This is a genomic window from Marinobacter sp. LV10R520-4 (assembly GCF_002563815.1).
Classification (GTDB): Bacteria; Pseudomonadota; Gammaproteobacteria; order Pseudomonadales; family Oleiphilaceae; genus Marinobacter.
This window is the reverse complement of the sequence record NZ_PDJM01000001.1, coordinates 2385416-2408703: the sequence shown is the minus strand read 5'-3', so window position 1 is coordinate 2408703 and position 23288 is coordinate 2385416. Positions and strand designations below refer to the sequence as shown.

At 51.8% G+C, this 23288-nt stretch carries 21 protein-coding genes; 11 read left to right on the top strand and 10 right to left on the bottom strand.

What is annotated here, in order from left to right; translation table 11 throughout:
- The first annotated feature begins 450 nt into the window (after positions 1–450).
- Genes ATG98_RS11585 through ATG98_RS11575 form a run of 3 tightly spaced genes read left to right on the top strand, consistent with a single transcriptional unit; the run spans position 451 to position 5068 of the window.
- Positions 451–3282: a xanthine dehydrogenase family protein molybdopterin-binding subunit gene (locus tag ATG98_RS11585; protein WP_098423151.1), complete on the top strand. Its 2832-nt coding sequence runs from the start codon at positions 451–453 to the stop codon at positions 3280–3282.
- 26 nt (positions 3283–3308) lie between these two features.
- Complete coding sequence (locus ATG98_RS11580) at positions 3309–3854, top strand: (2Fe-2S)-binding protein (RefSeq protein WP_228706264.1); 546 nt, start codon at positions 3309–3311, stop codon at positions 3852–3854.
- Positions 3855–3856: 2 nt separating this feature from the next.
- Complete coding sequence (locus ATG98_RS11575; protein ID WP_098423147.1) at positions 3857–5068, top strand: c-type cytochrome; 1212 nt, start codon at positions 3857–3859, stop codon at positions 5066–5068.
- A 147-nt stretch (positions 5069–5215) separates the two neighbouring features.
- Here the strand turns inward: ATG98_RS11575 and ATG98_RS11570 are convergent, their stop codons facing one another.
- Positions 5216–6139: a M14 family metallopeptidase gene (locus tag ATG98_RS11570; RefSeq protein WP_098423145.1), complete on the bottom strand. Its 924-nt coding sequence runs from the start codon at positions 6137–6139 to the stop codon at positions 5216–5218.
- Between the two features lie 216 nt (positions 6140–6355).
- On the opposite strand from ATG98_RS11570, the gene ATG98_RS11565 reads away from it, so the two are divergent.
- Both ATG98_RS11565 and ATG98_RS11560 read left to right on the top strand, forming a co-directional pair.
- Positions 6356–6577 (top strand): TA system antitoxin ParD family protein, encoded by a 222-nt coding sequence (locus tag ATG98_RS11565; protein WP_007349581.1) that lies wholly within the window; start codon positions 6356–6358, stop codon positions 6575–6577.
- Positions 6570–6860 carry a type II toxin-antitoxin system RelE/ParE family toxin gene (locus ATG98_RS11560; protein WP_098423143.1) on the top strand — a complete coding sequence of 97 codons (291 nt, stop codon included), beginning with the start codon at positions 6570–6572 and terminating at the stop codon, positions 6858–6860. Before ATG98_RS11565 ends, ATG98_RS11560 begins: the two co-directional genes overlap by 8 nt.
- Before the next feature lie 101 nt (positions 6861–6961).
- Here the strand turns inward: ATG98_RS11560 and ATG98_RS22955 are convergent, their stop codons facing one another.
- The 3 genes from ATG98_RS22955 to ATG98_RS22950 form a co-directional block, all read right to left on the bottom strand.
- Positions 6962–7081 (bottom strand): SHOCT domain-containing protein, encoded by a 120-nt coding sequence (locus ATG98_RS22955; protein ID WP_179888132.1) that lies wholly within the window; start codon positions 7079–7081, stop codon positions 6962–6964.
- A gap of 188 nt (positions 7082–7269) precedes the next feature.
- Positions 7270–7542 (bottom strand): CopG family ribbon-helix-helix protein, encoded by a 273-nt coding sequence (locus ATG98_RS11555; protein WP_098423141.1) that lies wholly within the window; start codon positions 7540–7542, stop codon positions 7270–7272.
- A gap of 274 nt (positions 7543–7816) precedes the next feature.
- A complete protein-coding gene (locus ATG98_RS22950) occupies positions 7817–8215 on the bottom strand; it encodes a GFA family protein (protein WP_098423139.1) in 399 nt (132 codons plus the stop codon).
- A gap of 250 nt (positions 8216–8465) precedes the next feature.
- Between ATG98_RS22950 and ATG98_RS11545 the strand changes: the two genes are divergently transcribed.
- Together ATG98_RS11545 and ATG98_RS11540 are read left to right on the top strand one after the other, a co-directional pair.
- Positions 8466–9353 (top strand): transposase, encoded by an 888-nt coding sequence (locus ATG98_RS11545; protein WP_228706100.1) that lies wholly within the window; start codon positions 8466–8468, stop codon positions 9351–9353.
- 331 nt (positions 9354–9684) lie between these two features.
- A complete protein-coding gene (locus tag ATG98_RS11540) occupies positions 9685–9972 on the top strand; it encodes a hypothetical protein (protein WP_228706099.1) in 288 nt (95 codons plus the stop codon).
- A gap of 376 nt (positions 9973–10348) precedes the next feature.
- On the opposite strand, the gene ATG98_RS11535 is transcribed toward ATG98_RS11540, so the two are convergent.
- From ATG98_RS11535 to ATG98_RS11525, 3 genes are read right to left on the bottom strand one after another with little or no spacing between them, the layout of a single operon-like run.
- On the bottom strand, positions 10349–11530 hold the full coding sequence (locus ATG98_RS11535; RefSeq protein WP_098423137.1) for a hypothetical protein: 1182 nt from the start codon (positions 11528–11530) through the stop codon (positions 10349–10351).
- 17 nt (positions 11531–11547) lie between these two features.
- Entirely contained in the window at positions 11548–11991 is a 444-nt protein-coding gene (locus ATG98_RS11530) for a hypothetical protein (RefSeq protein ID WP_098423135.1), read from the bottom strand.
- On the bottom strand, positions 11988–13829 hold the full coding sequence (locus ATG98_RS11525; RefSeq protein WP_098423133.1) for a Z1 domain-containing protein: 1842 nt from the start codon (positions 13827–13829) through the stop codon (positions 11988–11990). The genes ATG98_RS11530 and ATG98_RS11525 overlap by 4 nt, the downstream gene beginning before the upstream one ends.
- A 604-nt stretch (positions 13830–14433) precedes the next feature.
- On the opposite strand from ATG98_RS11525, the gene ATG98_RS11520 reads away from it, so the two are divergent.
- Positions 14434–15276 carry a transposase gene (locus ATG98_RS11520; protein WP_228706098.1) on the top strand — a complete coding sequence of 281 codons (843 nt, stop codon included), beginning with the start codon at positions 14434–14436 and terminating at the stop codon, positions 15274–15276.
- Between the two features lie 353 nt (positions 15277–15629).
- Positions 15630–16409 carry a DDE-type integrase/transposase/recombinase gene (locus ATG98_RS11515; protein ID WP_179888130.1) on the top strand — a complete coding sequence of 260 codons (780 nt, stop codon included), beginning with the start codon at positions 15630–15632 and terminating at the stop codon, positions 16407–16409.
- A gap of 363 nt (positions 16410–16772) precedes the next feature.
- Here the strand turns inward: ATG98_RS11515 and ATG98_RS11505 are convergent, their stop codons facing one another.
- The 3 genes from ATG98_RS11505 to ATG98_RS11495 all read right to left on the bottom strand — a co-directional run bounded on the left by ATG98_RS11505 (position 16773) and on the right by ATG98_RS11495 (position 19466).
- On the bottom strand, positions 16773–17846 hold the full coding sequence (locus ATG98_RS11505) for a ComEC/Rec2 family competence protein (protein ID WP_098423127.1): 1074 nt from the start codon (positions 17844–17846) through the stop codon (positions 16773–16775).
- A gap of 3 nt (positions 17847–17849) precedes the next feature.
- The gene (locus tag ATG98_RS11500; RefSeq protein ID WP_098423125.1) at positions 17850–18344 is read right to left on the bottom strand and encodes a hypothetical protein; all 495 of its coding nucleotides are present in this window, start codon (positions 18342–18344) and stop codon (positions 17850–17852) included.
- A 312-nt stretch (positions 18345–18656) separates the two neighbouring features.
- Positions 18657–19466, bottom strand: coding sequence for a hypothetical protein (locus ATG98_RS11495; RefSeq protein WP_098423123.1), 810 nt, complete (start codon positions 19464–19466; stop codon positions 18657–18659).
- Positions 19467–20040: 574 nt separating this feature from the next.
- On the opposite strand from ATG98_RS11495, the gene ATG98_RS11485 reads away from it, so the two are divergent.
- Together ATG98_RS11485 and ATG98_RS11480 are read left to right on the top strand one after the other, a co-directional pair.
- A complete protein-coding gene (locus ATG98_RS11485) occupies positions 20041–20952 on the top strand; it encodes a tyrosine-type recombinase/integrase (RefSeq protein WP_007350691.1) in 912 nt (303 codons plus the stop codon).
- A complete protein-coding gene (locus tag ATG98_RS11480) occupies positions 20949–22022 on the top strand; it encodes a transposase (protein WP_098423121.1) in 1074 nt (357 codons plus the stop codon). Before ATG98_RS11485 ends, ATG98_RS11480 begins: the two co-directional genes overlap by 4 nt.
- Positions 22023–23288 lie beyond the last annotated feature (1266 nt).

Here is a 23288-nt window from a genome sequence, read left to right as displayed (position 1 = left end):
GGTTCAGCTCGATGTATCGACACGATTCCGGTAGATTGCCTTCAGGTGTTTCAATCAAAAGATGGTAGTGATTGCCCACCAAGCAGTAGGCGCCGCATTCCCGGTTGAAGGTCTCACACACTTCGTCGAAAACTGACAAAAAGGCGCGGCGGCCATCGTCAGATTCAAAAATTATCTCACACCGATCTCCGCGTGACGTCACATTGACCCCGGCAATTTCCTTAGACAGAGGCAAAACGCAAGACCTGACCCCGGCAATTTCCCTTCTTATAGGCATAGCCCGAGCCGTTTATGGAGCTGGCCAATGCGCTGGCATTGGTGACCCGGCGAGGGTAAATCGTCTATGTTAAAGCCCAAGGGCTTATGAATGTGGAACGTACAAACGTATGCAAGTTGTCAGATCTTATCTATAGTGAGAGTTAGCAATTCACACCGATGAGGGATCTCGGTATGTCCAGATCGTCCCTATCCCGACGCTCCTTTCTCAAAGGGAGCGCTGTTGCGGGCGTAACTGCCTACCTCGCTCCTTTGGGCAGCGATGCCTTCGGCGCCCTCTTCGAGGGTCGCGTACTGTCGCCGACCAATGAGGCCTGGCAGCTTGCGGAGGGCAAAATGCGTTTCCGTCTTGACGGCATCGCCAAGGTGACCGGCAGCAAGGTCTTTGCCCGCGATATCCGGGCGAAAGACATGCCCCATTGGCCAGATCATCAATCCCACGCCTTTATCATCCGTGCGACCCGCTGTGATCATAAGCTCAAGGACATCAACCTGAGCCGCCTGGAGCAGGCCGGGTTAATGCCGGATCGCCTCGTAACCGCGGAAGACATGGACCGGGATAAAATCGAAGTACCCCGTTTTTTCGGCCCCGACTTCTTTCTGGCCAAAGGCGATACACCACTCTACCTCGGCTACCCGGTGGCCATGCTGATCTACCACGACTTCGCCCGTTATCGGCTGGCCAAGAACCGCATCCAATTCGCCGACGATGTGATCGTTTACGGCGAGCAGACACCGCTTCCGGAAAAGCCACCCTACGGTGCCTTCCGCTACATTCGTGTTGGGGGCGACACACCCTTCGCAGAAGACACCTTCTCCGCCTTGCAGGAGACCATCCTTTATCCGGACTTCCGCAAGCGTCACCCGATATGGCCTGAAGCACTGGAGAACGGCAAAAACACCGAAAAGGCGATGTTCTACGCCCAGCAACTGCAGGACAAACTGGACAATGCGTCTGCCGACTGGCTGGTGTTCGAAGGCGAATACAACTCCCAGTACACGGATCATTTCGCTTTGGAGGCGGATAACACCAACTGTTGGTTCGACCAGAGCAAAGGCGATATGCATGTGGTCTGCGGCACTCAGTCACCCCACGAACTCGCCAATTGGATGCCGGAAATCCTATCCAAGAGCTCCTTCCAGAGCACGCGATTCTTCCTGCATCCGGCCTACACCGTGGGCTACGGTTCCAAGGATGCCAGCATCTTCCCGTATTACGGGCTAATCGCTGCACTTTACGCAGACGGCAACCCGGTGCGGCTGGCCAACGACCGCTTCGAGCAGTTCCAAGCCACCATGAAACGCCATCCCTTCACCATGAAGAACCGCCTGGCGGTGGATCGAAAGACCGGCAAGTTCCAGATTTTCAAACAGGATCTGACGGCCAACGGCGGTGGCCGCGCCAACTTCTCCAACTCTGTAGCCTTCGTCGGCGCCACGGCCGCGCAATCGATTTACTACATGCCCAGCAGCGACCTGACCGCCACGGCGATATACTCGCGCATGCCAGAAGCCGGTTCGTTCCGGGGCTACGGCACCTTGCAGACCATGTCCGCCACAGAACTGATGGTGGATGAGATCGCCGGCCAGCTGAGTATGGACCCCATCGAGCTGCGCCTCCGCAACGTGTTCAAAAGCGGCATGAAGAATACTCAGGGTGCGATTCCGGCCGGCCACCTTCGAAGTGAAGAAATTCTGCGTAAGGCCCAGAAACACGCCATCTGGACCGAACGCGAGACACGCAAGCAGGCGTATGAAGCCGCCCACCCGGAAGAGCGCTACGGCGTCGGGTTTGCGTGTGTGCATAAAGACTTTGGCCATGGCGCTGAGTCCGCCTTCTCCGAAGTTCGCCTGACCCCAGAGGGCCGTATCGAGGTGCGTAACACCGGCGCCGAAATGGGCACCGGCTACTCCACCAGCCAGGCCGCCGTAGTAGCCGCCTGGCTGGGTCGTGCCGCCGATCAGGTGCGTACAGCGGAGATGGAGTGGGACGACATGCAGATGTACGAGACCACCAATCCCTACCTCATCTCCCAGGAGGAACAGGACAAGGCCGTTCAGGACCCTCGCTGGACGCCGCTACTCTTGCAGGCTTCCAGTGCCAGCAACTCGGCCTACTTTTTCTCTTTCTCCACCCTTGAGGCGGCCCGGATCATCTTCCGCCACGGTCTCTGGCCCGCCGCCCAGGATTTCTGGCAGCGCGGGATTGGCGGCGGCCAGTCGGCACCTTATGTGGTGCGGGAGGAAAACGCCCGCTGGGAAGCCGGCCAGCTGACAGCACGGGGAATGGAACCACTGCCTCTGGAGTTCTTGGCCAAACGCGCCCACGAGATGGGCCTAGTAACCGGTGTCATCAGCCACGCCTTCAATCGCTGGGAATGGTCCAGGGCCGACTATGACATCAACGGTCGAGCCGAAAATCTACCCCTGGACGGGCTCGCCGTCCAGTACGGCACAGGCGCCACCGACGCCCAGAAAGCCCTGATGACCAGCAAGCGGGGCTATCATTTGCTGACCCGCAAGAATACTTATATCCCACCAACCCAGCGCAATAATGCCGGCGTCACCTACTACAGTGCCTGCGGCGCTCTAGCAGAGCTGGCCGTGCATACGGGAACCGGCAAGGTCTCGCTACTGAACCATCACACGTTCCTGGAATGTGGTAACACGCTTGTGGAGCAATTAGTATCCGGGCAGATCCAGGGCGGGACAGCCATGGGTATCGGCCATGCGCTCTATGAAGAAATGCCCCTATACGAAGACGGCCCCGGCAACGGCACCTGGAATATGAATCGCTACCATGTACCCCGGGCCAGTGAAGTCGCTGTGTGGCAGCAAACCTCAGAAATCCTGCCGCCGCTGTCGCGAACCGACCCACCTAAAGGCATCGCAGAGGTGGTGATGATCCCCATCGTCGGCGCCATCGGCAACGGCATCGCCCATGCCATCGGCCACCATTTCCGCAGCCTGCCCATTACGCCGGACAAGATCAGGGAGGTCCTATGACAACGGAGCAGCTCAAGACCGCCACCATCCCGGCGCGTTCACTGGAGGTCACGATTAACGGACAGGCTCAGCCGGTTGAAGACATCCCCGAAGAGCTGATGATGCTCGACTACCTGCACGAATACCGCAACCTCACCGGCACCCGGTTCGGCTGTGGTAAGGGCATGTGCCGCGCCTGCACGGTGATCGTTGACAAGCCCGACGGCAGCAGCGAGGAAGTGCGCACCTGCATCACCGGTGCCCACTACTTTAACGGCAAGAAAATCCGCACGGTTGAAGGGCACGCACAACGAGACGAAGAAGGCCATATCGAGACCCTCTCCACGGTGCAACAGCAGTTCCTGGAGCATTTCTCCTTCCAGTGCAGCTATTGCGCCCCAGGTTTCGTCAATGCTGCCACCGTTCTGGTGGAGCGTCTGCAGCGGCAGCCGATCGCGCGTTCACAGCTGGAAAACACAATCAGCGAGGCACTGGAATCGCACATCTGCCGATGTACCGGCTATGTGCGTTATTTTGAAGCCGTCCGCGATGCCGTTCTGAAGACACCGGGCACCACCAAAGAGGCGAGCTGATTATGAATTATCGCCGCATCCTCGTAACGGCCCTCGTGCTGGGCCTGAGCACCACCAGTGCCTGGAGCGCGACATCAGACAACAGCATCCTGGAGCAGGGTCAGTATCTGGTCCGCGCCGCTGACTGCGCCGCCTGCCATACTAAGGAAGGCGGTACGCCCTACGCGGGCGGAGCTCCGATAGCAACACCATTCGGGACCGTTTACGGCACCAACATCACGCCCGACAAGGAGTACGGCATCGGCGATTACAGTGCCGATGAGTTCTACCACGTGCTGACTGAAGGCGAGCTGCCCGATGGCACCCAACTCTATCCGGCGATGCCGTACACGGCCTACCACAGCATTCCGCGTCAGGATTCGGATGCCATGTATGCCTACCTGATGAGTCTTAGGCCAGTGAACATTGAGGCTCCGGAAACCGACCTCAGCTGGCCGTTCAGCATGCGCTGGACGCTTAACTTCTGGAACCTCATGTTCGCCGGCAAGAGCCCCGGCGACGCCAAGGGCGAATCCAGGCAATGGCAGCGGGGTCGTTATATGGTGGATGTTCTGGGACATTGCGGGGAATGCCATACACCGCGCAATCTCTTGGGTGCGCTGGACCGCGACAAGCATCTTCAAGGCGGGGTTATTGCCGGCTATGAGGCCCCCAGCCTGACGGCAGACGAACTCGCCGGCCGCGGCTGGACACCCGAGGATCTGCAAACCTTCCTGCGCGAAGGCATCAGCGACCAGGGCACCATGTTCAGTGAGATGTACACCGTCTTTCATCACAGCACCCGCTATCTGCGTGACGAGGACCTGAAGGCCATGAGCCTTTACCTGATGGGCGAAAACCCGCCGGAGGCCCGGATCGTAGACGCAGGGCAAAGTGCAGGCGCAGACAGCCCTGGCCGTCGCCATTACCTCAACGTCTGCGCCGGTTGCCACGGAGCACAAGGCCAAGGGGTGCCTAATGTGGCAGTTGCCATGGCGGGGAATACCACCTTGCGTCTCGACAATGGCCGTAACCTGGTGAAGGTAATTCACGACGGTATTGGCGCCCAGAAATTCAGTGGCTTCGAGCGCATGCAGGCCATGCCCGGTTTTGCCGACAAGCTGAGCAGTGCGGAAATCGCCGAACTGGTGAACTATCTGCGCCAGACGTGGGGCGGTCTGGATGCGACCATCGATGCCGCTGCCGTGGACGAGTTGACCGCGAAGAACGAATAAATAAACAAAGGGCGCCGATGCGCTGGCTTATACCGGACTGGATGAAGATCGGCATTACGATTGGGAAAACAGGCATCGGCGTCAGGTCTTGCGTTTTGCCTCTCGAATTATCCGGAATACAAACTCAATTCAACCACTTCATCCTGATTACTGACGCGCCAGCGCGTAGTCGATGGCCGCACACACTGCGGCAGCCTGGGCGGCATTGCATTGCTCGGGCGTTGTACGGGAGCTATCAGGATAGACCTCGGTGGTGGTTTTGTATGGGGCGCTGGTAATACTGGCGCACAGGCCCAGCTGCTTGAGCGGATACTGGATAAGGCCCCGAGCGACCACCGGTGAGCCGATGAGCTCGCCGCTGTCATCGGTCGGAGCGATATGAGTGACTTGTTCCACCGCCTTGATCACCGCCTGTTGAAACCCAGGCTGCGGGTTCTCGCTGTCATCGACCAGATAAAAGCCATCGGGAATCCCAGCCGGCTCGAACGGCTTGCCGTCGCGAGCAGCCAGCGCGGGACGAAACTCGGTTTCGTCGGTATCGGTGGTTTCGTGCAGGTCGATATGCATCAGTACTCTATCGCGAACGAGCGCCACCAATCGCATGAGTGCCGCCGACTCTTCAGCCGGACTGCCATGGCGGAACGAACGGTTCGGGTCGACCGCGTTCGGGTTCCAACGATGGATGCGCTCGTAAGCCCAAGGGCTAACACAGGGCACAACCAGCAAGTTGACGCGGCCCGCGTAATCCGCCGCATGCCGGTCGACGAACTGCAGCGCGCCGTGTACACCGCTGGTTTCATAGCCGTGTACTCCGCCCGTTATCAGCACGACCGGCAGATCGTCACGCCAGTCGCGACTCCGGATCGCCATCAGTGGATAGCTTTCGGGGCCATAGTCCAGAAGGCCATATTGTTCCGCGTCGAAGCGCGGGCGCAGGCGCTCGATCACACTCAACACCTCGGACTCGTAGCTGCGTTGAAGGGGCTGTTGTGACAACCACTCGGCGCGTTCCTCGTCGCCCCAAGGAACGCCGGGCGTACCGATTGGATAGGGTGCGAAAGCTGTGTTCATATCGCTTTTCTCCAGTGATGGCCAATGCTGGCGTAAACCCTTCAAGACAGGGGCAAAACGCAAGACCTGACCCCGGAACTACTAAAGCATAACGCCTCGATTTGCGGCTGCTTTGTAGCGTCAGCGGAAAAACAGGCCGACAACAGCGCCTTGTTACAAATTGCCTCAATTGTGGCGTATTGCTACAATTGAGGCAACTCAATGCAGGAGGTACAAATGGCTACAAACAGTATTCGCTTAGACCAAAACCTAATTGAAAAGGCCACTATTATGGCCAAAGCGCTTAATCGAACGCCGCCCAAACAAATAGAACATTGGGCAAAAATCGGCGAGATGATGGAAGATAACCCCGATTTACCTTACGAGTTTGTAAGACAGGCCATCATCGCGCAGGCAGAGCGGGACGCCGGAAAGCTGGAGGCCTACGATTTTGGTTAAAGCCACGAGTGTATTACAGACCCCTACATTCAAAAAAGCGGTAAAGAAGCTCAAGCCCAACCAGAAGAAAGACCTTGATTTGGCCGTTAAGGACCTGATGGCCAACCCCAACATTGGCGAGCAGAAGAAAGGGGATCTGGCCTTTCTGCGAGTGCATAAGTTCAAAATGAACAAGCAAGTGACACTGTTAGGCTATAGTTTTGATGATGGCGCCCTTGTCCTTGAACTGATGGCTCTGGGCTTACACGAAAACTTCTACCGCGATATCAAGCGGAAAGAGTGACGTTGTAACGCTTTTGTTCAACGGCGACCTTTTTGTAACAAAGCGAAGAAAAGGGCGTCCGGTGGAGGGCCGTCAGGCCCGGAATGCATTGGAACAATTTGCTAGAGATCTTCTAAAATCTGGGATCTCGCTCGCGTGTACTCCTCATCAGTTATCAAACCCTTGGGACGCAACGTTTGGAGCTCCTCCAATCTGTCTTCCCCGCGCTCAATCGCAGCCACCTCAACTCTGCGCCCTACTTTGCCGAACTCGTTTAGCGCTCCCCATATATTCGTTATAGCGCGACAATTAACTTGGTTCTAATTGAGATGAGACAGAATGAGACGATTACAACGAAAGAGCAAGGCAGAGGCAAAACGCAAGACCTGGCCTCGGTACAGTACTACCGTAGAGGCCGTGTAAACCAGTTTCACTTACCTGACCTCGGCGCATCCTGCTCGTTCTCGGTTCCCCAACTATTAAGCCAACTGTGTACCTCACTGGCATCAACCAATTTGCCTTGTGCGGCAGATTCCATTGCTTCCAGCGTTTGCGTCCATCGCTCCTGCTCTAACTGCTGCTTTTCTATGTATTCCGACAATGCTTGGTTGATTACCCAGCTCTTACTCCGATGAAGCCTACCGGCGATGGCTTCCAGATGCTGCTCAACTTCTGCTTGAAGACGAACTGTAGTGACACTCATGACGATACCCTCAGACTCAACAACTACACTGTATTACATTATAGTCGGTAAAGGTGTGGCGGTCATCGCCAGATTCAAAAAACATCTCACGCCGATTTCGGCGAAACCTCAAACGGAAAAACGCGCCGGCAAATTCCAGTCGCCGCTGGCTGGCAATTCCCTAGCTCTTTCGTGGTTCTAATTGATGCCGGATAGAGTGAAAGATTACAACGAAAGGGCAAGACAGGGGCAAAACGCAAGACCTGACCCCGGGACCTTTGCGGGACCTTTGTTCTTATGATGGAAACCTCTCGTGCTCAGGAAGTTCATGAGCACGCTTCATCCAATTTAGCCGTTCGGCAGTCTGTATTTGCACCACTGGAGGTAACGCTTCGGGATCGTCAAGTGTTGAAGACTGTACGTTGACGATTCCTGGAAGCACCTCTGCATTCCGGTAGAACAACCCACTCCCACAGTCGGCGCAGAAACTACGCATCGCTGTACCTGATGAATTAATCGTCTTCGGCTGCCCCTTTGTCACGGTCATATCAGTCTCGGAAAACACTGCCCAAGCCACCATCGGCGCTCCTGCGCTTCTTTGACAATCACAGCAATGACACAAGGCAACAACCTTTGGTGTGCCCGAAAGTTGATATCGAATTGCTCCACACAAACACTGTCCAGAATGCGTCATAACAAAATCTCCTATGGGGTCAATTCTCGGGGTCAGGTCTTGCGTTTTGCCTCTCGAATAATCCGGCTTATGCGAGAATAATGCAGCCCAAAGAAATCGCCGATCGCCTTCATGCTATACCCACCGCTGGAAGGAAAGCACCAGGGAAAGCACCAGGGACAGGCACTCTACGCATTGTGATAAAAAGCTGGACATTTATACAGCCTTTTGTGATAAACCTTACAGGGACAGAAAACGACAAGGAGTCATTATGCCCAGGCCACGCAGCGAGCAGATCAGCATTGCCGACACCCCCTTCTACCATGTCATTTCACGCTGCGTACGGCGCACATTCCTGTGCGGCAAAGATCGGGCTACCGGGCGCTGTTACGAACACCGGCGCGGCTGGATTGAAGAGCGGATTCGCCTACTGGCCTCTGTGTTTTCGCTGGATGTAGCGGCCTATGCGGTTATGTCGAACCATTATCACCTGGTGGTGAAACTCAGCCCGGCAGAAGTAGACTGTTGGAGCAATGATGAGGTGCTAGCGCGGTGGTGCAGCCTGCATAAGGGGCCGCCTCTCGTTCAACGTTACCTCCGGGGCGACAATCTCTGCCCGGCAGAGTTGCGGCAAGTGGACGAATATGCGGACCGCTTTCGGGCTCGGCTCGGGGACTTGAGCTGGTTTATGAAGTGTCTGAATCAACCGATTGCGTGGCGAGCGAACCGGGAAGACCAGTGCACCGGACATTTCTGGGAAAGTCGTTTCAAGTCCCAGCCCCTGGATACCGAAGAAGCCCTACTCTCCTGCATGGCCTATGTGGATCTCAATCCGGTTCGTGCTGCGATGGCAGAGACTCCAGAGCAGTCAAACCACACCAGCATCAAAGAGCGCATTGCTCCGCAGTTCGATCTGGCCGAAGCCATTCGCCGCCAGACTCAGCAGCAGGCACTGAACCAATTTGCAGTGCCCCTGAAACCACTGTTGGGCTTTGAAGGCGTCATCCGCAACGGCTTCCAGCGCGGCATCCTGTTCAGTTTTGAAGATTACCTGGAACTGGTCGACTGTACCGGCCGGATTAGTCGGGACGACAAGCGTGGGGCCATTAACGAGAAGGCTATAGCGCGACAATTAACTTGGCCGAACCGGACAAGATAGTTGACGCTGCATAAGAAGGCCTTGCCAATTCTGGAGCGGTTGAACCTTGATCCTGACCGATGGTGCAAACGGGCCACGCGGTTTGAGGACACCTATCAGGATTACCGACAGCGCCGACGACAACAGGCAGCCTGAGCACGTCCCTCCCCTCTGAGTAACACTTTCTAATCTGGCAGATTTGCCGGAGTTCTGGCGTGTCTGGCACACAGCGCTACCAAACAAGATTGTTCATTTTTCACACACACGCTTGGAAATAAACCCGAAATACACGCGCCAGAAATAGTAAAGCCCTGGGGGCTGAACCTCCGGGCTTTTTAGATCAGGTCAGGCTATGTTGTGCCTGTCCATTAAGGCTTCTTTGAAACCGCTGCTGGGCTTTGAAGGCGTCATCCGCAAAGGCTTACAACAAGGCATCCTGTTCAGTTTTGAAGATTACCTGGAACTGGTCGACTTCACCGGCCGGATTAGCCGGGATGACAAGCGTGGGGCCATTAACGAGAAGGCCTTGCCAATTCTGGAGCGGCTGAACCTTGATCCTGACCGATGGTGCGAACGGGCCACGCGGTTTGAGGACACCTATCAGGATTACCGACAGCGCCGACGACAACAGGCAGCCTAAGCACGCCTCCCCTCTGAGTAACACTTCCCAATCTGGCAGACTGGCCGGCGGTTTGGCGTGCCTGGCACACAGCGCTACCGGACAAGATTGTTCATTTTTCACACACACGCTTGGAAATAAACCCGAAATACACGCGCCAGAAAGAGTAAAGCCCTGAGGGCTGAACCTCCGGGCTTTTTAGATCAGGTCAGGCTATGTTGTGCCTGTCCATTAAGGCTATTGGAAAACGCGAGACCTGACCCGGCACTGTTTTTTTCAAAGGCTATATGAACTGGATTTCGGGTGCCTTTGGCGACGCCAACCCCCAGCTGGCGGCAGTTTAAGGTCGGAAAATCATCAAAAAAATAGACGTGCTACGATTTTCGTATTGTGCCTGTTATTTTCTAAATTCAATTATATGCTCCGTTCTCATGCGAGCAGATAGTGCACTATTAGATTCCCGACTAAACGGTAAATACCGTCGGTTGTCTGGAAGGTCGCGAACACTTTCGGAATTCACCTCTAAACCCGCAATCTCAGCAGCTAAAAGCAGAAATTTGTTGTTGGGAACATATTTCCCTCTTACATTCGAGTTTCCTATGACGTATGATGCTTCACCACCATTCCGGAGAACTCGGTGTGTCTCCATCATTTGGGACCGAAGATCTACAAAATATCGGTTCAACATCTTTAACGTCCGGATATGAAGTCCTTCAAGATTATATTTATAAATCACATCCCAAAAGGGCTCTTCAATATCAATGTGTGAAGCGCTTTCAGCTCCGATCGACTCGCCCCTAATACACCTAAGATCCTTGATCCGATAACCAAACCAAACTAGCGACAACCTATGGCCGCGCATATAGTCGATCGCATTCAAATATGGAGGAGAAGTGATAACTATATCAATGGAAGAATTTTCTACGCCATTCATCCTTCTCGCGTCACCTAATTGGCTCTCTGCGTTCACAACAATTCCAGGACTATTTAGCGCTTTGAGCACATGCTTTACTGACCTGGGTAACTCGTCAAAAATATCGAATTCATTTTCTATGATAGTCCGGTGCGGACGACTATGAGCCGTATCTCTAGCGAGCGATGCCTTTGGCTCCTTGGTGATAATTAAGCGCGAAACGGCAACTTTAAGCACATCAATTACGATTGAATTTTCGATAAACGGCTGTTCAATCAGAAAGTGAGCTAAAATACGAAGTTGCTTTCTCTGCTTTTGAAAAAACCAAAACTCTATGAACTTAGAGGTCTCAGAGTCCTGATCTATCCATGGAAGCTCTACTTCTTCCCCCCTATTAGCGCTAGTATGACATCTTGATGTTAGTGCAAAACTCGCCTCAAGGACTTCCTCTTCATTCACCTTGGTAGCACCTACTCTAGAAATCAGGTGTGCAAGTGGGTCCAAATCATAACCGAAAGATTTCAATCCATTTCTCGCAGCCTGCGATAACACCATGCCAGACCCCGCCATTGGGTCCAGGACGGTGGTACCTTCTGGGAGGGCCTGAATTTTCGAGAGTGCAATCTCTGGAGCCATCCGCGCTGGGAAAGGATGTACATGGATCATGTTGATACCAACTTACTTTATTGACGAAAATTGAGAAACGCATCGGACAAACTTGACCGCGAAACTTTTCTATCAAGTGAGCCGTTCCTGCCCCGAACCTGATACATCTGTTGGTGTCTTCTCTTAATAATTACTGACTCCTGAACATCAAAATCCTCGTCAAGCAACTGCTTTAGGTCTGCATGTGGGATGGCCGCTATTCCATCTTTGCCACAAACAAAGGCCGTTAAGCATCCACCAAACTCTTCAAAAAGTTCCTTTTCAACAACTTGATGAGCACATGCAAAGTTAAAAACCCAAGGCCCTTTTCGACTCGTTGAATATTTAATGAAGACAGGAAACGCATCGTCAATTATATAGAATCCTACGCTGCTATGGGAGCGAATTTTGAAATTACCACCAACAACTTCTAGTAACTGGATAATCGCTGCCCCATGATACCGGCTAAAATCTTTTATCATTTTCTATTCTGCATAAATTTTATAGCGCTACCATTTATTTTATAAAAAAGTCTAGCATTGCCGTATTCATTGTTAAAAATCTTCAGATGATGCAGAGCTTCAGGTCTCTCGCTTCTCGAAAACTCATTGTTTGAAAAAATGCCTTTCTTACGACGTATTGTTTTCTTTTCTTCGTCGTCGTAGGCGCCACTTCCAGTGCCGAATTTACTGGGCTTATGAAATGACAACCTACAATCAGGATTATAAGTAATCTGCTGCTTAAGATAACGATATAGGTATTCAGGAAACTCATCTTTGGAGAAATCTCTCCTCAGTTTCTCAAGCATCTCTAAATCAGAATATTTGTCTCTTAGGAAGAGAGTTTCGTGCCTTTTTTTGCTGAAATCAAAAAGAGCAAAAGACATCTCACCGCCCTCGAAATCAACCGTGGATTTGTCGATTGATGCAGCCGATGTGGGGGTAGTCTTGTGATCTGCTAGCCAAACTGGCGCTCCACTCTTGCTCCTCATAGCCTGTATAGCTAACTTGTGGAATGAAAAACATTTACTCCAATTGCCAAGCAACAACCCCGGAATCCAGAGTTGAAAACAATTCTTATAGTTCTCTCTACTTCCGAACATTCTTGCCCTTTGGATATAAGTGTCTTGAGAGAACTTCCCCTTAACAGATCGCGTGAAGTACATTGAAAGGAGGTTATCAAATGTAACTCCTCGTGAAATAATATTACCGCCAGCACCAAATGAAAAAAGGCTTGTAGGTTTAGCTATCTTTGAAACGCCACCAGATGCGCCCCTAGAATTGATCTCCACAATCATATGCCTGTTAATATTACGCATCACAAACTCGACTAAGGAATCGGAGTCATTGACCGCATATTCCCTCGCGATGTTCTCAAGCTTCGTTGTCATTGCTGAAAAATTGAGATCAGTTCCATTTGATAACGTTGCCAGGGTCTTTTGGATAACCTGGACGTCATCTTGGTGCTCGTCCTTTTTCCCACTGGTATGTATCAGCATTGTGAAATTTTCTTCATTTCCTTGTTCATGCTGTTCTGCCACACCGCATAAAAAATGAAGAACTGCAGATTGCAGCTCAACCCTTTCTGAGCCCTCATCCGCATGAAAAGTATGCAATCTATAATCAACTTTTCCTGACTCCGGGAAGAAAAATTCTTGGCCGACATATTTTGGATGGGGCGGAAAGTCGACCCAAAGTTCAGACTCGTTTTTAAAGGTATTGTTCAGATTCAATCGTGCTGGGGTTGCAGTTACCCCGATATATTGGCCGTGATTGCCAATCAGCTTGCATATCAACTGATTAATCTTTGTTTTCTCATCTTTGTTCACCTTAGCATTAGGCGAAGCATAGTCAGCTTCATCGTCAATTACAACGACGTTTTTTTCATAGCTTATTAAGTCTATAAGCTTTTCAAGATCTCTCGCATTCTTTTTAGAAAAGATTAACCACTTCTTTCCTTTCAAGTCGTTTCTTTCGCTTGGCAGATCAGAAAATTGTTTCGGCGATGGACTCAACCCAGATTCACGAAAACGATCAAGGCTTTGGCCCAAAAGATCAATACTATCTGTCAAAAGATTTATTATGATTCCATTACCTTCATCTAATAGACGAGCATTCAAAGCGATCATCATTTCAGTTTTTCCGCTTTGAGGTTCACCAAAAATTACAAATGAACGCCCATTACCAGATTTAATGTTTTCTATTGTTTTGTCAACTGTGTTCTCTATTGAATCGGTGTAAAGGCCTTTTTCTTTCAAAGATGCGATGCGTTTATTATATTGATTACTACCTACGTCTCCTACAATATCTTTCCATTTCATGAATAGCTCCAAACTGGCAAGAAAACTCTATCCAAACATTCTTACGATGTAGCACTAATTTCTAACATCGTATAGATGTTGTACCGGTGAACAACAGTCAACCGAAGGTCTCCAATCAATTGAGCAAAGCCTGATCTTTTTTTGGATTATGCTCAAGTGACTTCACCACCAAACAAACCCTAGACCAATTCATCCTCTATGCCTATGTAATTCAATTAAAAATTTACCCCCCCCCCAAAAAAAAATAAAAAGGCTGCACAGCTCCCTATGCAACTCCTGAGCATCAGACCATTGCGATCTCTCGAATTCACTAACCAGCGGCAAAACTGCCCCTGCAGCAACCGCAATACTCCCCAACGCTCGACCAACCCGGCTATCCTCGCCGACATCAGAGAACCAAGCCCAATCCCCACGGACGTCAACGCAAGCGTAGCGATCCAGAATCCGGCAAGATAGACCCTGTCTGCCTCATGCCCGAATCTATGAAAAACCATAAACACGAAGCACGAAGGACAGGCACTCTACACATTGTGATAAAAAGCTGCACATTTATACAGCCTTTTGTGATAAACCTTACAGGGACAGAAAACGACAAGGAGTCATTATGCCCAGGCCACGCAGCGAGCAGATCAGCATTGCCGACACCCCCTTCTACCATGTCATTTCACGCTGCGTACGGCGCGCATTCCTGTGTGGCAAAGACCGGGCTACCGGGCGCTCTTACGAACACCGGCGTGGCTGGATTGAACAGCGGATTCGCCTGCTGGCCTCTGTGTTTTCGCTGGATGTAGCGGCCTATGCGGTTATGTCGAACCATTATCACCTGGTGGTGAAACTCAGCCCGGCAGAAGTAGACTGTTGGAGCAATGATGAGGTGCTAGCGCGGTGGTGCAGCCTGCATAAGGGGCCGCCTCTCGTTCAACGTTACCTCCGCGGCGACAATCTCTGCCCGGCAGAGTTGCGGCGGGTGGACGAATATGCGGACCGCTTTCGGGCTCGGCTCGGGGACTTGAGCTGGTTTATGAAGTGTCTGAATCAACCGATTGCGTGGCAAGCGAACCGGGAAGACCAGTGCACCGGACATTTCTGGGAAAGTCGTTTCAAGTCCCAGCCCCTGGATACCGAAGAAGCCCTGCTCTCCTGCATGGCCTATGTGGATCTGAATCCGGTTCGTGCTGCGATGGCAGAGACTCCAGAGCAGTCAAACCACACCAGCATCAAAGAGCGCATTGCTCCGCAGTTCGATCTGGCCGAAGCCATTCGCCGCCAGACCCAGCAACAGGCGCTGAACGAATTTGCAGTGCCCCTGAAACCACTGTTGGGCTTTGAAGGCGTCATCCGCAACGGCTTCCAGCACGGCATCCTGTTCAGTTTTGAAGATTACCTGGAATTGGTCGACTGCACCGGCCGGATTAGCCGGGACAACAAGCGTGGGACCATTGATTAGAAGGCTTTGCCGATTTTGGAGCGGTTGAACCTTGATCCTGACCGATGGTGCGAAAGGGCCACTAGGTTTGAGGATACCTATCAGGATTACCGACAGAGCCGCCGACGACAGGCAGCCTGAGCGCTTCCCTCCCCTCTGAGTAACACTTTCTAATCTGGCAGATTTGCCGGAGTTTTGGCGTGCCTGGTACACAGCGCTACTGGACAAGATTGTTCATTTTTCACACACACGCTTGGAAATAAACCCGGAATACCCGCGTCAGAAAAAGCAAAGCCCCGAATGCAGAACCTCCGGGCTTTTTATATCAGGTCAGGCTATGTTGTGCCCAGGCTATGTTGTGCCCAGGCTATGTTGTGCCTGTCCATAGTGGTCTTTTGCAGGGCGAACGACGCGCCCAGCGCGCACCACAATCGAATCCGATGCCGCGTTTATTGGCAACAGCGCCCAATCAGGTCTGGACGTGGGACATTGCTAAATTACCAACGCGCAAGCGCGGTGAGTACCTGTCGCTGTACGTGGTTATGGACTTGTTCAGTCGCTATATTGTCGCCTGGATGCTGTCCCGCAAGGAAAATAGCGCCCTGTCATCACAACTGATAGACGAAGCCGCTCAGCGCTACGACATCGTGCCTGGAAATCTCACGCTGCACCAAGACCGTGGTGCGCCCATGACCGCCCACTGTTACCTGGACTTGCTCTCCGAGCTGGCCATCACCGCCAGTCACAGTCGGCCTCGCGTGAGCAATGATAACCCAATGAGTGAAGCACAATTTAAAACACTCAAGTACCAGCCAGATTACCCGCGACGTTTTGATCATTATGATCACGCCATGCGCTGGTGTAACGATTACGTGGAGTGGTACAACCACGTGCACCACCACAGCAGTCTTGAAGGATTTACGCCAGCACAGGTGTTTACAGGCCAATACGTAGACATTGCCCGAGTACGTCAAGGGGCTCTGAATGAAGCCTTTGCCGCGCATCCAGAACGGTTCAGCCAGGGACGACCTCTCGTCAAACTGCCACCACAAGAGGTGACTATTAACCCAATACCGGACGATGCTGAACCATCTATCGCCGAACAAGGAGTAAACTTCCCGACACTGCAAAGAGCCATACTGAAAGCAATTTAATTAGTGAAGAGTTGGTTCAAAAAAGGTTGACACGTTCCGGTACAACGCACCGGCAAATTCCAGTCGCAGCGGTCTGGCCATTCCTTGACTTCTTCCGTAGTTCTAAATTGAGACGTACCAGAATGGAATGATTACAACGAAAGAGCAAGGCAGAAGCAAAACGCAAGACCTGACCCCGCGACCTGGCATGCCTGTCCATAGGGTCTTGAAAGAAATAGCGGCGTTTCATAACGTCGCTATTCCCCTCAAGTTCATTTTAGATATTTGCTATATAGAGAGTGTCGAGGCCGACCGGGCTCGTTCAACAACCGAATAAGTCGCGGCAAGCGCGACTTATCCTTATTCGTTAGGCATTGCTGCAAATCAATCTTCTTGATCTTGAGGATATGGTAGGGGAGTGACAGCCACCCAATTTTCACGTTCTGGTGCGTTGTGACCAGTTCGCTTGTGACTTCCTTCCGTAGAAATTACTTTTGCTCCTCTATGAATGAAGGCGCGAACAACAGACTTTCGCGGGTGATCTTTATCTTCATCTGCGGCACTAACGATTGCGGTAAAGCTCCCCGAATCAGGCTGTGCATCATGTTTAGTACCAAGCCACCTATCCAATACCTCTGTTGATACATTGTGCCTAGAACCATGGTGAGGAACTTGTATTTGATCAATCCCTGGAAGTTGCAATCCAACATTTGGAGCAAAATCTGCCGCCTCATCAAGAGCTGCCCTACCTGCGTCACCAGTTAGTAAGACCTTCTTATCACATAGGCAAGCATACTGAATCACGCTCATGTTGTTTACAGGGCTTGTATCGTCCTCTGGAAAATACTCTTCCCCCCACGCCGACTTGATTAAATCAATAGCTTTTTTAATAAACGTTCCGGCAGCTTCGGCCAAAGTTTGTTCCTCTACCTTTGTTGCTTCGGGAGTTTTTTCCGATTCTACAACAAGATCTAAGTATCTCGTTTTAGATGGAGCCATAACATTAAACTCTCCTATCTTTGCACCCTGAAATGGCTCTGATATTTTTACCCCATGTTCTTGTGCGAGTTCTTCTAGAACTGCTAAGTTTGGATATATCTCTTTTAACCTTTTCGCTAGATTAGCTGAAGATGTGAAGCGGCTGAATCGATCAATAAGCTCGTCAGCATATAACCAAGGGCACAGCATCCATAATTCACCAATCTCGTACTCATCAAACAGCTTTCTAAGTCCACCCGCGTGATCGCCGTCAGGGTGCGTTACGATTACAGCATCTATATATTTTGGAGCCCCGTAATATTTATTTATATGCTTGACTACCAAGTCACCTGTAGCTTGAAACCCCCCATCGGTTACATGGATTCTGGTAACTCCGCCGATTGAATAACGGAGAGGTATTGCATCTCCGCTTTTTTTGGATTCAACGTCTAAGAAATCTATTTCGAAAAAATCAGACATAATTTATTCCTTGTCTTTTGCGCTAGCTACGCGTTTAGTTATGTAAGCAGTTTGTTTTTTATATGAGAAAGCAAATAAAAGTAGCAACCCTGCAATCGCTATTCCTGACGAAAGATTATTTAATAATTGAAAGCGCTCAGAAAAAACTTCAAATATCTTTAAAAGAGACAAAGATAGAAATAATGATAAGAAAGTTCTATACATATTGTTTGCCTCTGAAAGAACCTCTATAAGTTTGTCTTTATTAGACGCTTCAATATAGTCTCTATATTCCGAAAAATTAACGAATTTAACCCACTTAAGGATCGGCTCAATTACAATAGAACCGATCCTGCTAATCACTAACCCAATGAAATAATAAAAGAAGACACCGATAACAATATCCTCTTGAACAAAGTTATACTTCGTTAACGATTTGGATATTGCAACAAATACTACTCCCGGCAAGAGATAGTTAAAGATGTTGTATGAAGAAAGCTTCTCAATTAAATCTTTCATCTAGCTTACTCGTCCTATTCATGACTAATCTGGATGCATACAAGGCTGTAGTAAAACCCTCGAGCCCTTTTGTGATAACGTTCCTACGTAAAATCTAGGTCTGCCTTCAACGATAAGGGAGTGCTCCAGATTTTAAGAATAGGTGCTATTTTTAGCTTAATTATTGATCGATTCAAGGCCGAAAAAAGCCTTTGACCTTTTTCTACAGCCTCAACGCCGTTTTAAGCGGCAAATTGCAGTTGGCTAAAATAAGTGAGGCACGAACAAAAAGCCAACTGTAATTTGTCCGACTTGAAAACCCTTGTTAGGTTTTTAATCCCCCATATAGAGAGAACCACATCGTTCTTTAAATGACTTATCGACTTTAACCGCATCTCCATATACGCCATTTAAGAAACGATCTTTTTGCTTACAGGCATAGATTTTATCAGTTATGCTGACTTTATCAGTACCACATATTGCATATTTGTCGTCCATATATTGTTGTAAAGCCTTATAAACATCAGGTGTTTTTGAGGAACTCTTATCTGAAATAGGATAACCAAGTGATAAAAGCATGCCTTTTGTACATTGAGTGTTTTTCGGCCCCCACATTGAGATTTGTTTTTTGACAGAAGAATCAACTCCTTCCACTTTTGTTTCAATTCTAGCGATAGCACATGCATCTAGAACTTTACCGATAGTCTCTTTACTACCAGTTAGTGAATACTTCGACTTATGAGGAGTGCCTCTGAAATCTGTTAGCTCTAGCAAAAATTGATTACCTGACATTAGCATTCTTGCCAAATGGACTTTATCTTGGTTACTAACGAAGCTAGCAGTACCTTTGGTTGATACCCCCCATTTACTGGATTCTGGAGCATTTTTATCAATTCTATAGCGAACGGGGTAGTTATCTTCAGAACCAATAAACTCACCTACAGAGAAGTACAATTCCAAATTTTCTTTCTCATTACATTTAACTACCGCAATGCCCTTATTATCATGAGAACTCACAAGTGCTGTGTGTATAGATGTATCAGCAAATTCATCAACCTTATTTGAATAAGCCCATTCATTTCCAAGTACATTATTACTTAAAATCGTAAATGCAATTAAAGATACAATCCTGAATTTTAACATTTGACCTCCCAGTCGAGAAAAACCTAACGCTGAGCACAGCGGCGGCACGTCAGTGACGTCCGGCGGCCGTAGGCCGCGCACTGCTGCGATTTGTTAGCTGGGTGTAACTGATAACCCAGCCCCTGGCACTCAAAGTGATAGCCTACTCCGCTGCTGCTCTTGCACCAAAATCCGCCGATGCACAGTGTCAAAAAGCACCGCAGCCGATGCGGCGAATGAACCTGAACGCCAGATTACCAGGCGCAGGCCCAAGTTTGCGTGGACGGCCCCACACGGCGAACACCAAATTTTATGGCAATGCCGGTGAACGATTGAACTACCAAACTGACCACGGACTCAGACGGCCTTGGCGTAGTTGAAAGTTACCGGTTTTGCTACGAACCTGGGGCCAAGGCCACTGGCACCAAGCCACCAAAAAGGCACCACACCAATCCAGCTAACGCTGAACGAAGCGGCGCGTCTCACGCGTCCGTCTTCCGTGACTTGTTGAACGAAGCCGCTACGCGGCAGAGGCCAAATTCGACTGTACTTCTCTGACCCCTTCCATTTCGGAGGGCCTGTCAGGAGAAGTGTGATGAACGCTAACGAACACGCTCGTTTTCAAGCTCTGCACCAACGCTACCTCACCGAACTCACCCTGCGCGGCAAAAGCCCCAAGACCATCGATCTGTACACCCGTTGCCTGCGACAGGTCTGCGACTATTTCGAGACCTGTCCCGATCAGCTTAGCACCGATCAGCTCCAGCAGTATTTCATGCATCTGGTCGAGCATCGGTCCTGGAGTCTGGTCAAGATTGCCCGCAATGCGTTGCAGAGTTTCTATCAGTATGTACTGGGCAAGCCCTGGGAATACGTCCCTATCGTCAAGGCCCCCAAGGTTCAGACCCTGCAGGACGTGCTCTCCCTGAAGGAGGTCGAGCGCCTGATCAGTCGCACACGCAAACTCAGTTATCAGGTCTATTTCCTCACCACCTACAGTCTGGGCCTGCGACTGAGCGAGTCCCTGAACCTGACCATCGCCGATGTCGACAGTCACCTGATGCGGGTGCATGTGCGCTGTGGCAAGGGCAAGAAGGATCGCTTCGTGCCTTTACCGCTGATGACACTCAAGGCCTTGCGGCGCTATTGGGCCACTCACCGTCATCCAGACCTGCTGTTTCCCGGGTGGCACCCGCCGTATGCGTCGGTTGCCACCTCCGGCAAGCCCCGGGTGATGGCCCGGGGTGGGGTGCAGAAGGCCATCAAGCAGGTCGCCCTGGACTGCGGTATCCGCAAGCATGTTCACATTCACTCCCTGCGCCACAGCTTTGCCACCCATCTGCTGGAAAATGGGGTGAACCTGCGCTCGATTCAGACTCTGCTCGGCCACGCCAGCCCGGTAACCACCGCCCGCTACACCCGGATGACCCATGAGGCCCAGCAGAACAGTGCCCTGATGATCAATGCCCTGGTGGAGCGGCTGCAAGTTGACTGGGTGACCCAATGATCACCCTGGCGCAGATTCTGCGCGATCATGAGGCCAGCCTGCAGCAGTTCGTCGGGGCGCGACTGCGACCGGAGCATCACGCCGCCCTGCAGTCGATCCTGGCCTGCCACACACCCGCCTGTGGCGAGGTCCGCTATCACTGTCGCGCCTGTCAGCAGGTGCAACAGGCGTACCCGTCCTGCGGCCATCGCAGTTGCCCGGCCTGTCAGCACGGCACCAACCGCCAATGGCTGGACCGGCAGCGGCAGAAGTTGTTGCCGGTGGACTATTTCCTGGTGACCTTCACCCTCCCGGCCCAGTTGCGGGGCTTTGCCTGGCACCACCTCCGGTGGACCTGCCACACCCTGTTCCAGGTCGCCCGGGAGGTCCTCGCCCAGTTCGCCCGTAACGATACACGCCTGGGGAGCCAGCTCGGGCTGGTCGGGGTGTTGCACACCCACTCCCGGCGCCTGGCTTTCCACCCCCATGTCCACATCGTGGTCCCTGGGGGCGGGCTGACGGGCCATCACTGGCACGCCCGGGCCGGGCGATACCTGTTCAACGGCCGGGCCCTGGCCACCGTGTTCCGCGCCAAATTCCTCACCCGGATGCGCGAGCAAGGCTTTACCTTGCCGGAATCGATTCCCGGGCACTGGGTCGCCCAGTGCGAGCAGGTCGGCCGTGGCGACCAGGCGCTGACCTATCTGGCCCGCTATCTGTATCGTGGTGTGCTCCGGGAGCAGAACATCGTGGATTACGACGGTGAGCAGGTCACCTTCCGCTACCAGGACAGCCAGACCCGGCGCTGGCAGACCCTGACCGAACCGGCGAGCCGGTTCCTCTGGCGGGTTCTGCAGCACGTCCTGCCCAAGGGGCTGCGACGGGTGCGGGAATACGGGTTCCTGCACGGCGGTGCCCGCAAAACCTTACACCGGCTGCAGTTGCGCTTGCAGGTGGCGCTACCCGGGATCGTCACCCAACCCCGGAAACAACGCGTTTGCCCCTGTTGTGGCGAGCCCATGGGCATCACGCTTTGGCGGCGCCCCTGCCGGTGGCCCGTGCCGACAACCCGGCGACGATGTCTGGCATAGGCCTACATCCGTCCGACATGCACCTCACAGGGAGGGATCAGAGCACCCTATGACACCACCACCAGGACAGATCGGCTATCGGTTCCACCGAGGGTCACGGGAACCTCTGGCCTGACGGAAATGACCGCCCAATGCCAGGGCCAAAGCACCTCTCAGTTCGCCGATGATATTTCCTTAATAGAGAAGCACCGGGCTCGTCCAACACCGGATCAGGTCGCGGCTGCGCGCGACCTATCCTTATTTGTTAGGCCTGTATGTTATCAACCACAGCACCGGTATACCCTTGTACTATTTGGAACTTCCCTGGTATCACTATTATGTTTGGGTGAGTAGTGGGTGGTTTCACTCCAAACCAAGAGCAGAGCGCTTCAATTCTTAGGGCACCATGACTATTTTGAGGTTGACTAGCTCAAATGTATCGCTGATAAAATTACAATTTCGATACGTTGAGTCACTGACCTTTATGACCGTTGCATTTTTTACATATCGCCACGAGCTAGCAGTCGCTCGAGAGTTGGTATTCGGCGTTATTCCATGGTTCCAATTTGGGTATGGTGGTGGCATCTCAACCCTCCTATCTTTAAAGGCCTAACGCTGAGCACAGCGGCGGCACGACAGTGACGTCCGGCGGCCGTAGGCCGCGTACTGCTGCGATTTGTTAGCTGGGTGTAACTGATAGCCCAACTCTTGGCACTCAAAATGATAGCCTATTCCGCTGCTGCCCTTATGCCAAGATCCGCAGATGCACAGTGTCAAAAACACTGCAAACGATGCGGCGAATGAACCAGAACGCCAGATTAGCAGGCCAAAAACTTGCTTACGCCGGACAGCCCCACAAACAGAACGCCCAATTTTCTGTCGCCACTTTTTAACCGCTGTGCTGCCAACTGACCACTGATTTCGACGGCCTTGGCAAACACCGAAACTCACCGGTTTGCTGCCAAACCTGAACCAAGGCCACTGATACCGAGCCACCAAAAAGGAACCACATCAATCCAGCTAACACCTAAGCATTTAATGGTCGTGCGCAGCATGACCTTTAAATGTCTGTTGGACTAAGCCGCCAACTCCGCAGCTATCGAACGACGCTTAAGGATAAAGTAATTTGAAGGCCGGACCGAAACGGTACATCTGTGGCCAGGTACGAAGCAATGTCGGCGGGTTTTGGTCTCATTCGATCCTTCACGAGGCGTTTCCTTGTTGTGATTTCCCTCAGATTACCCTGCAGATACCTGTATTTCCAGTCTTCGGCCGTATAGACGCCCA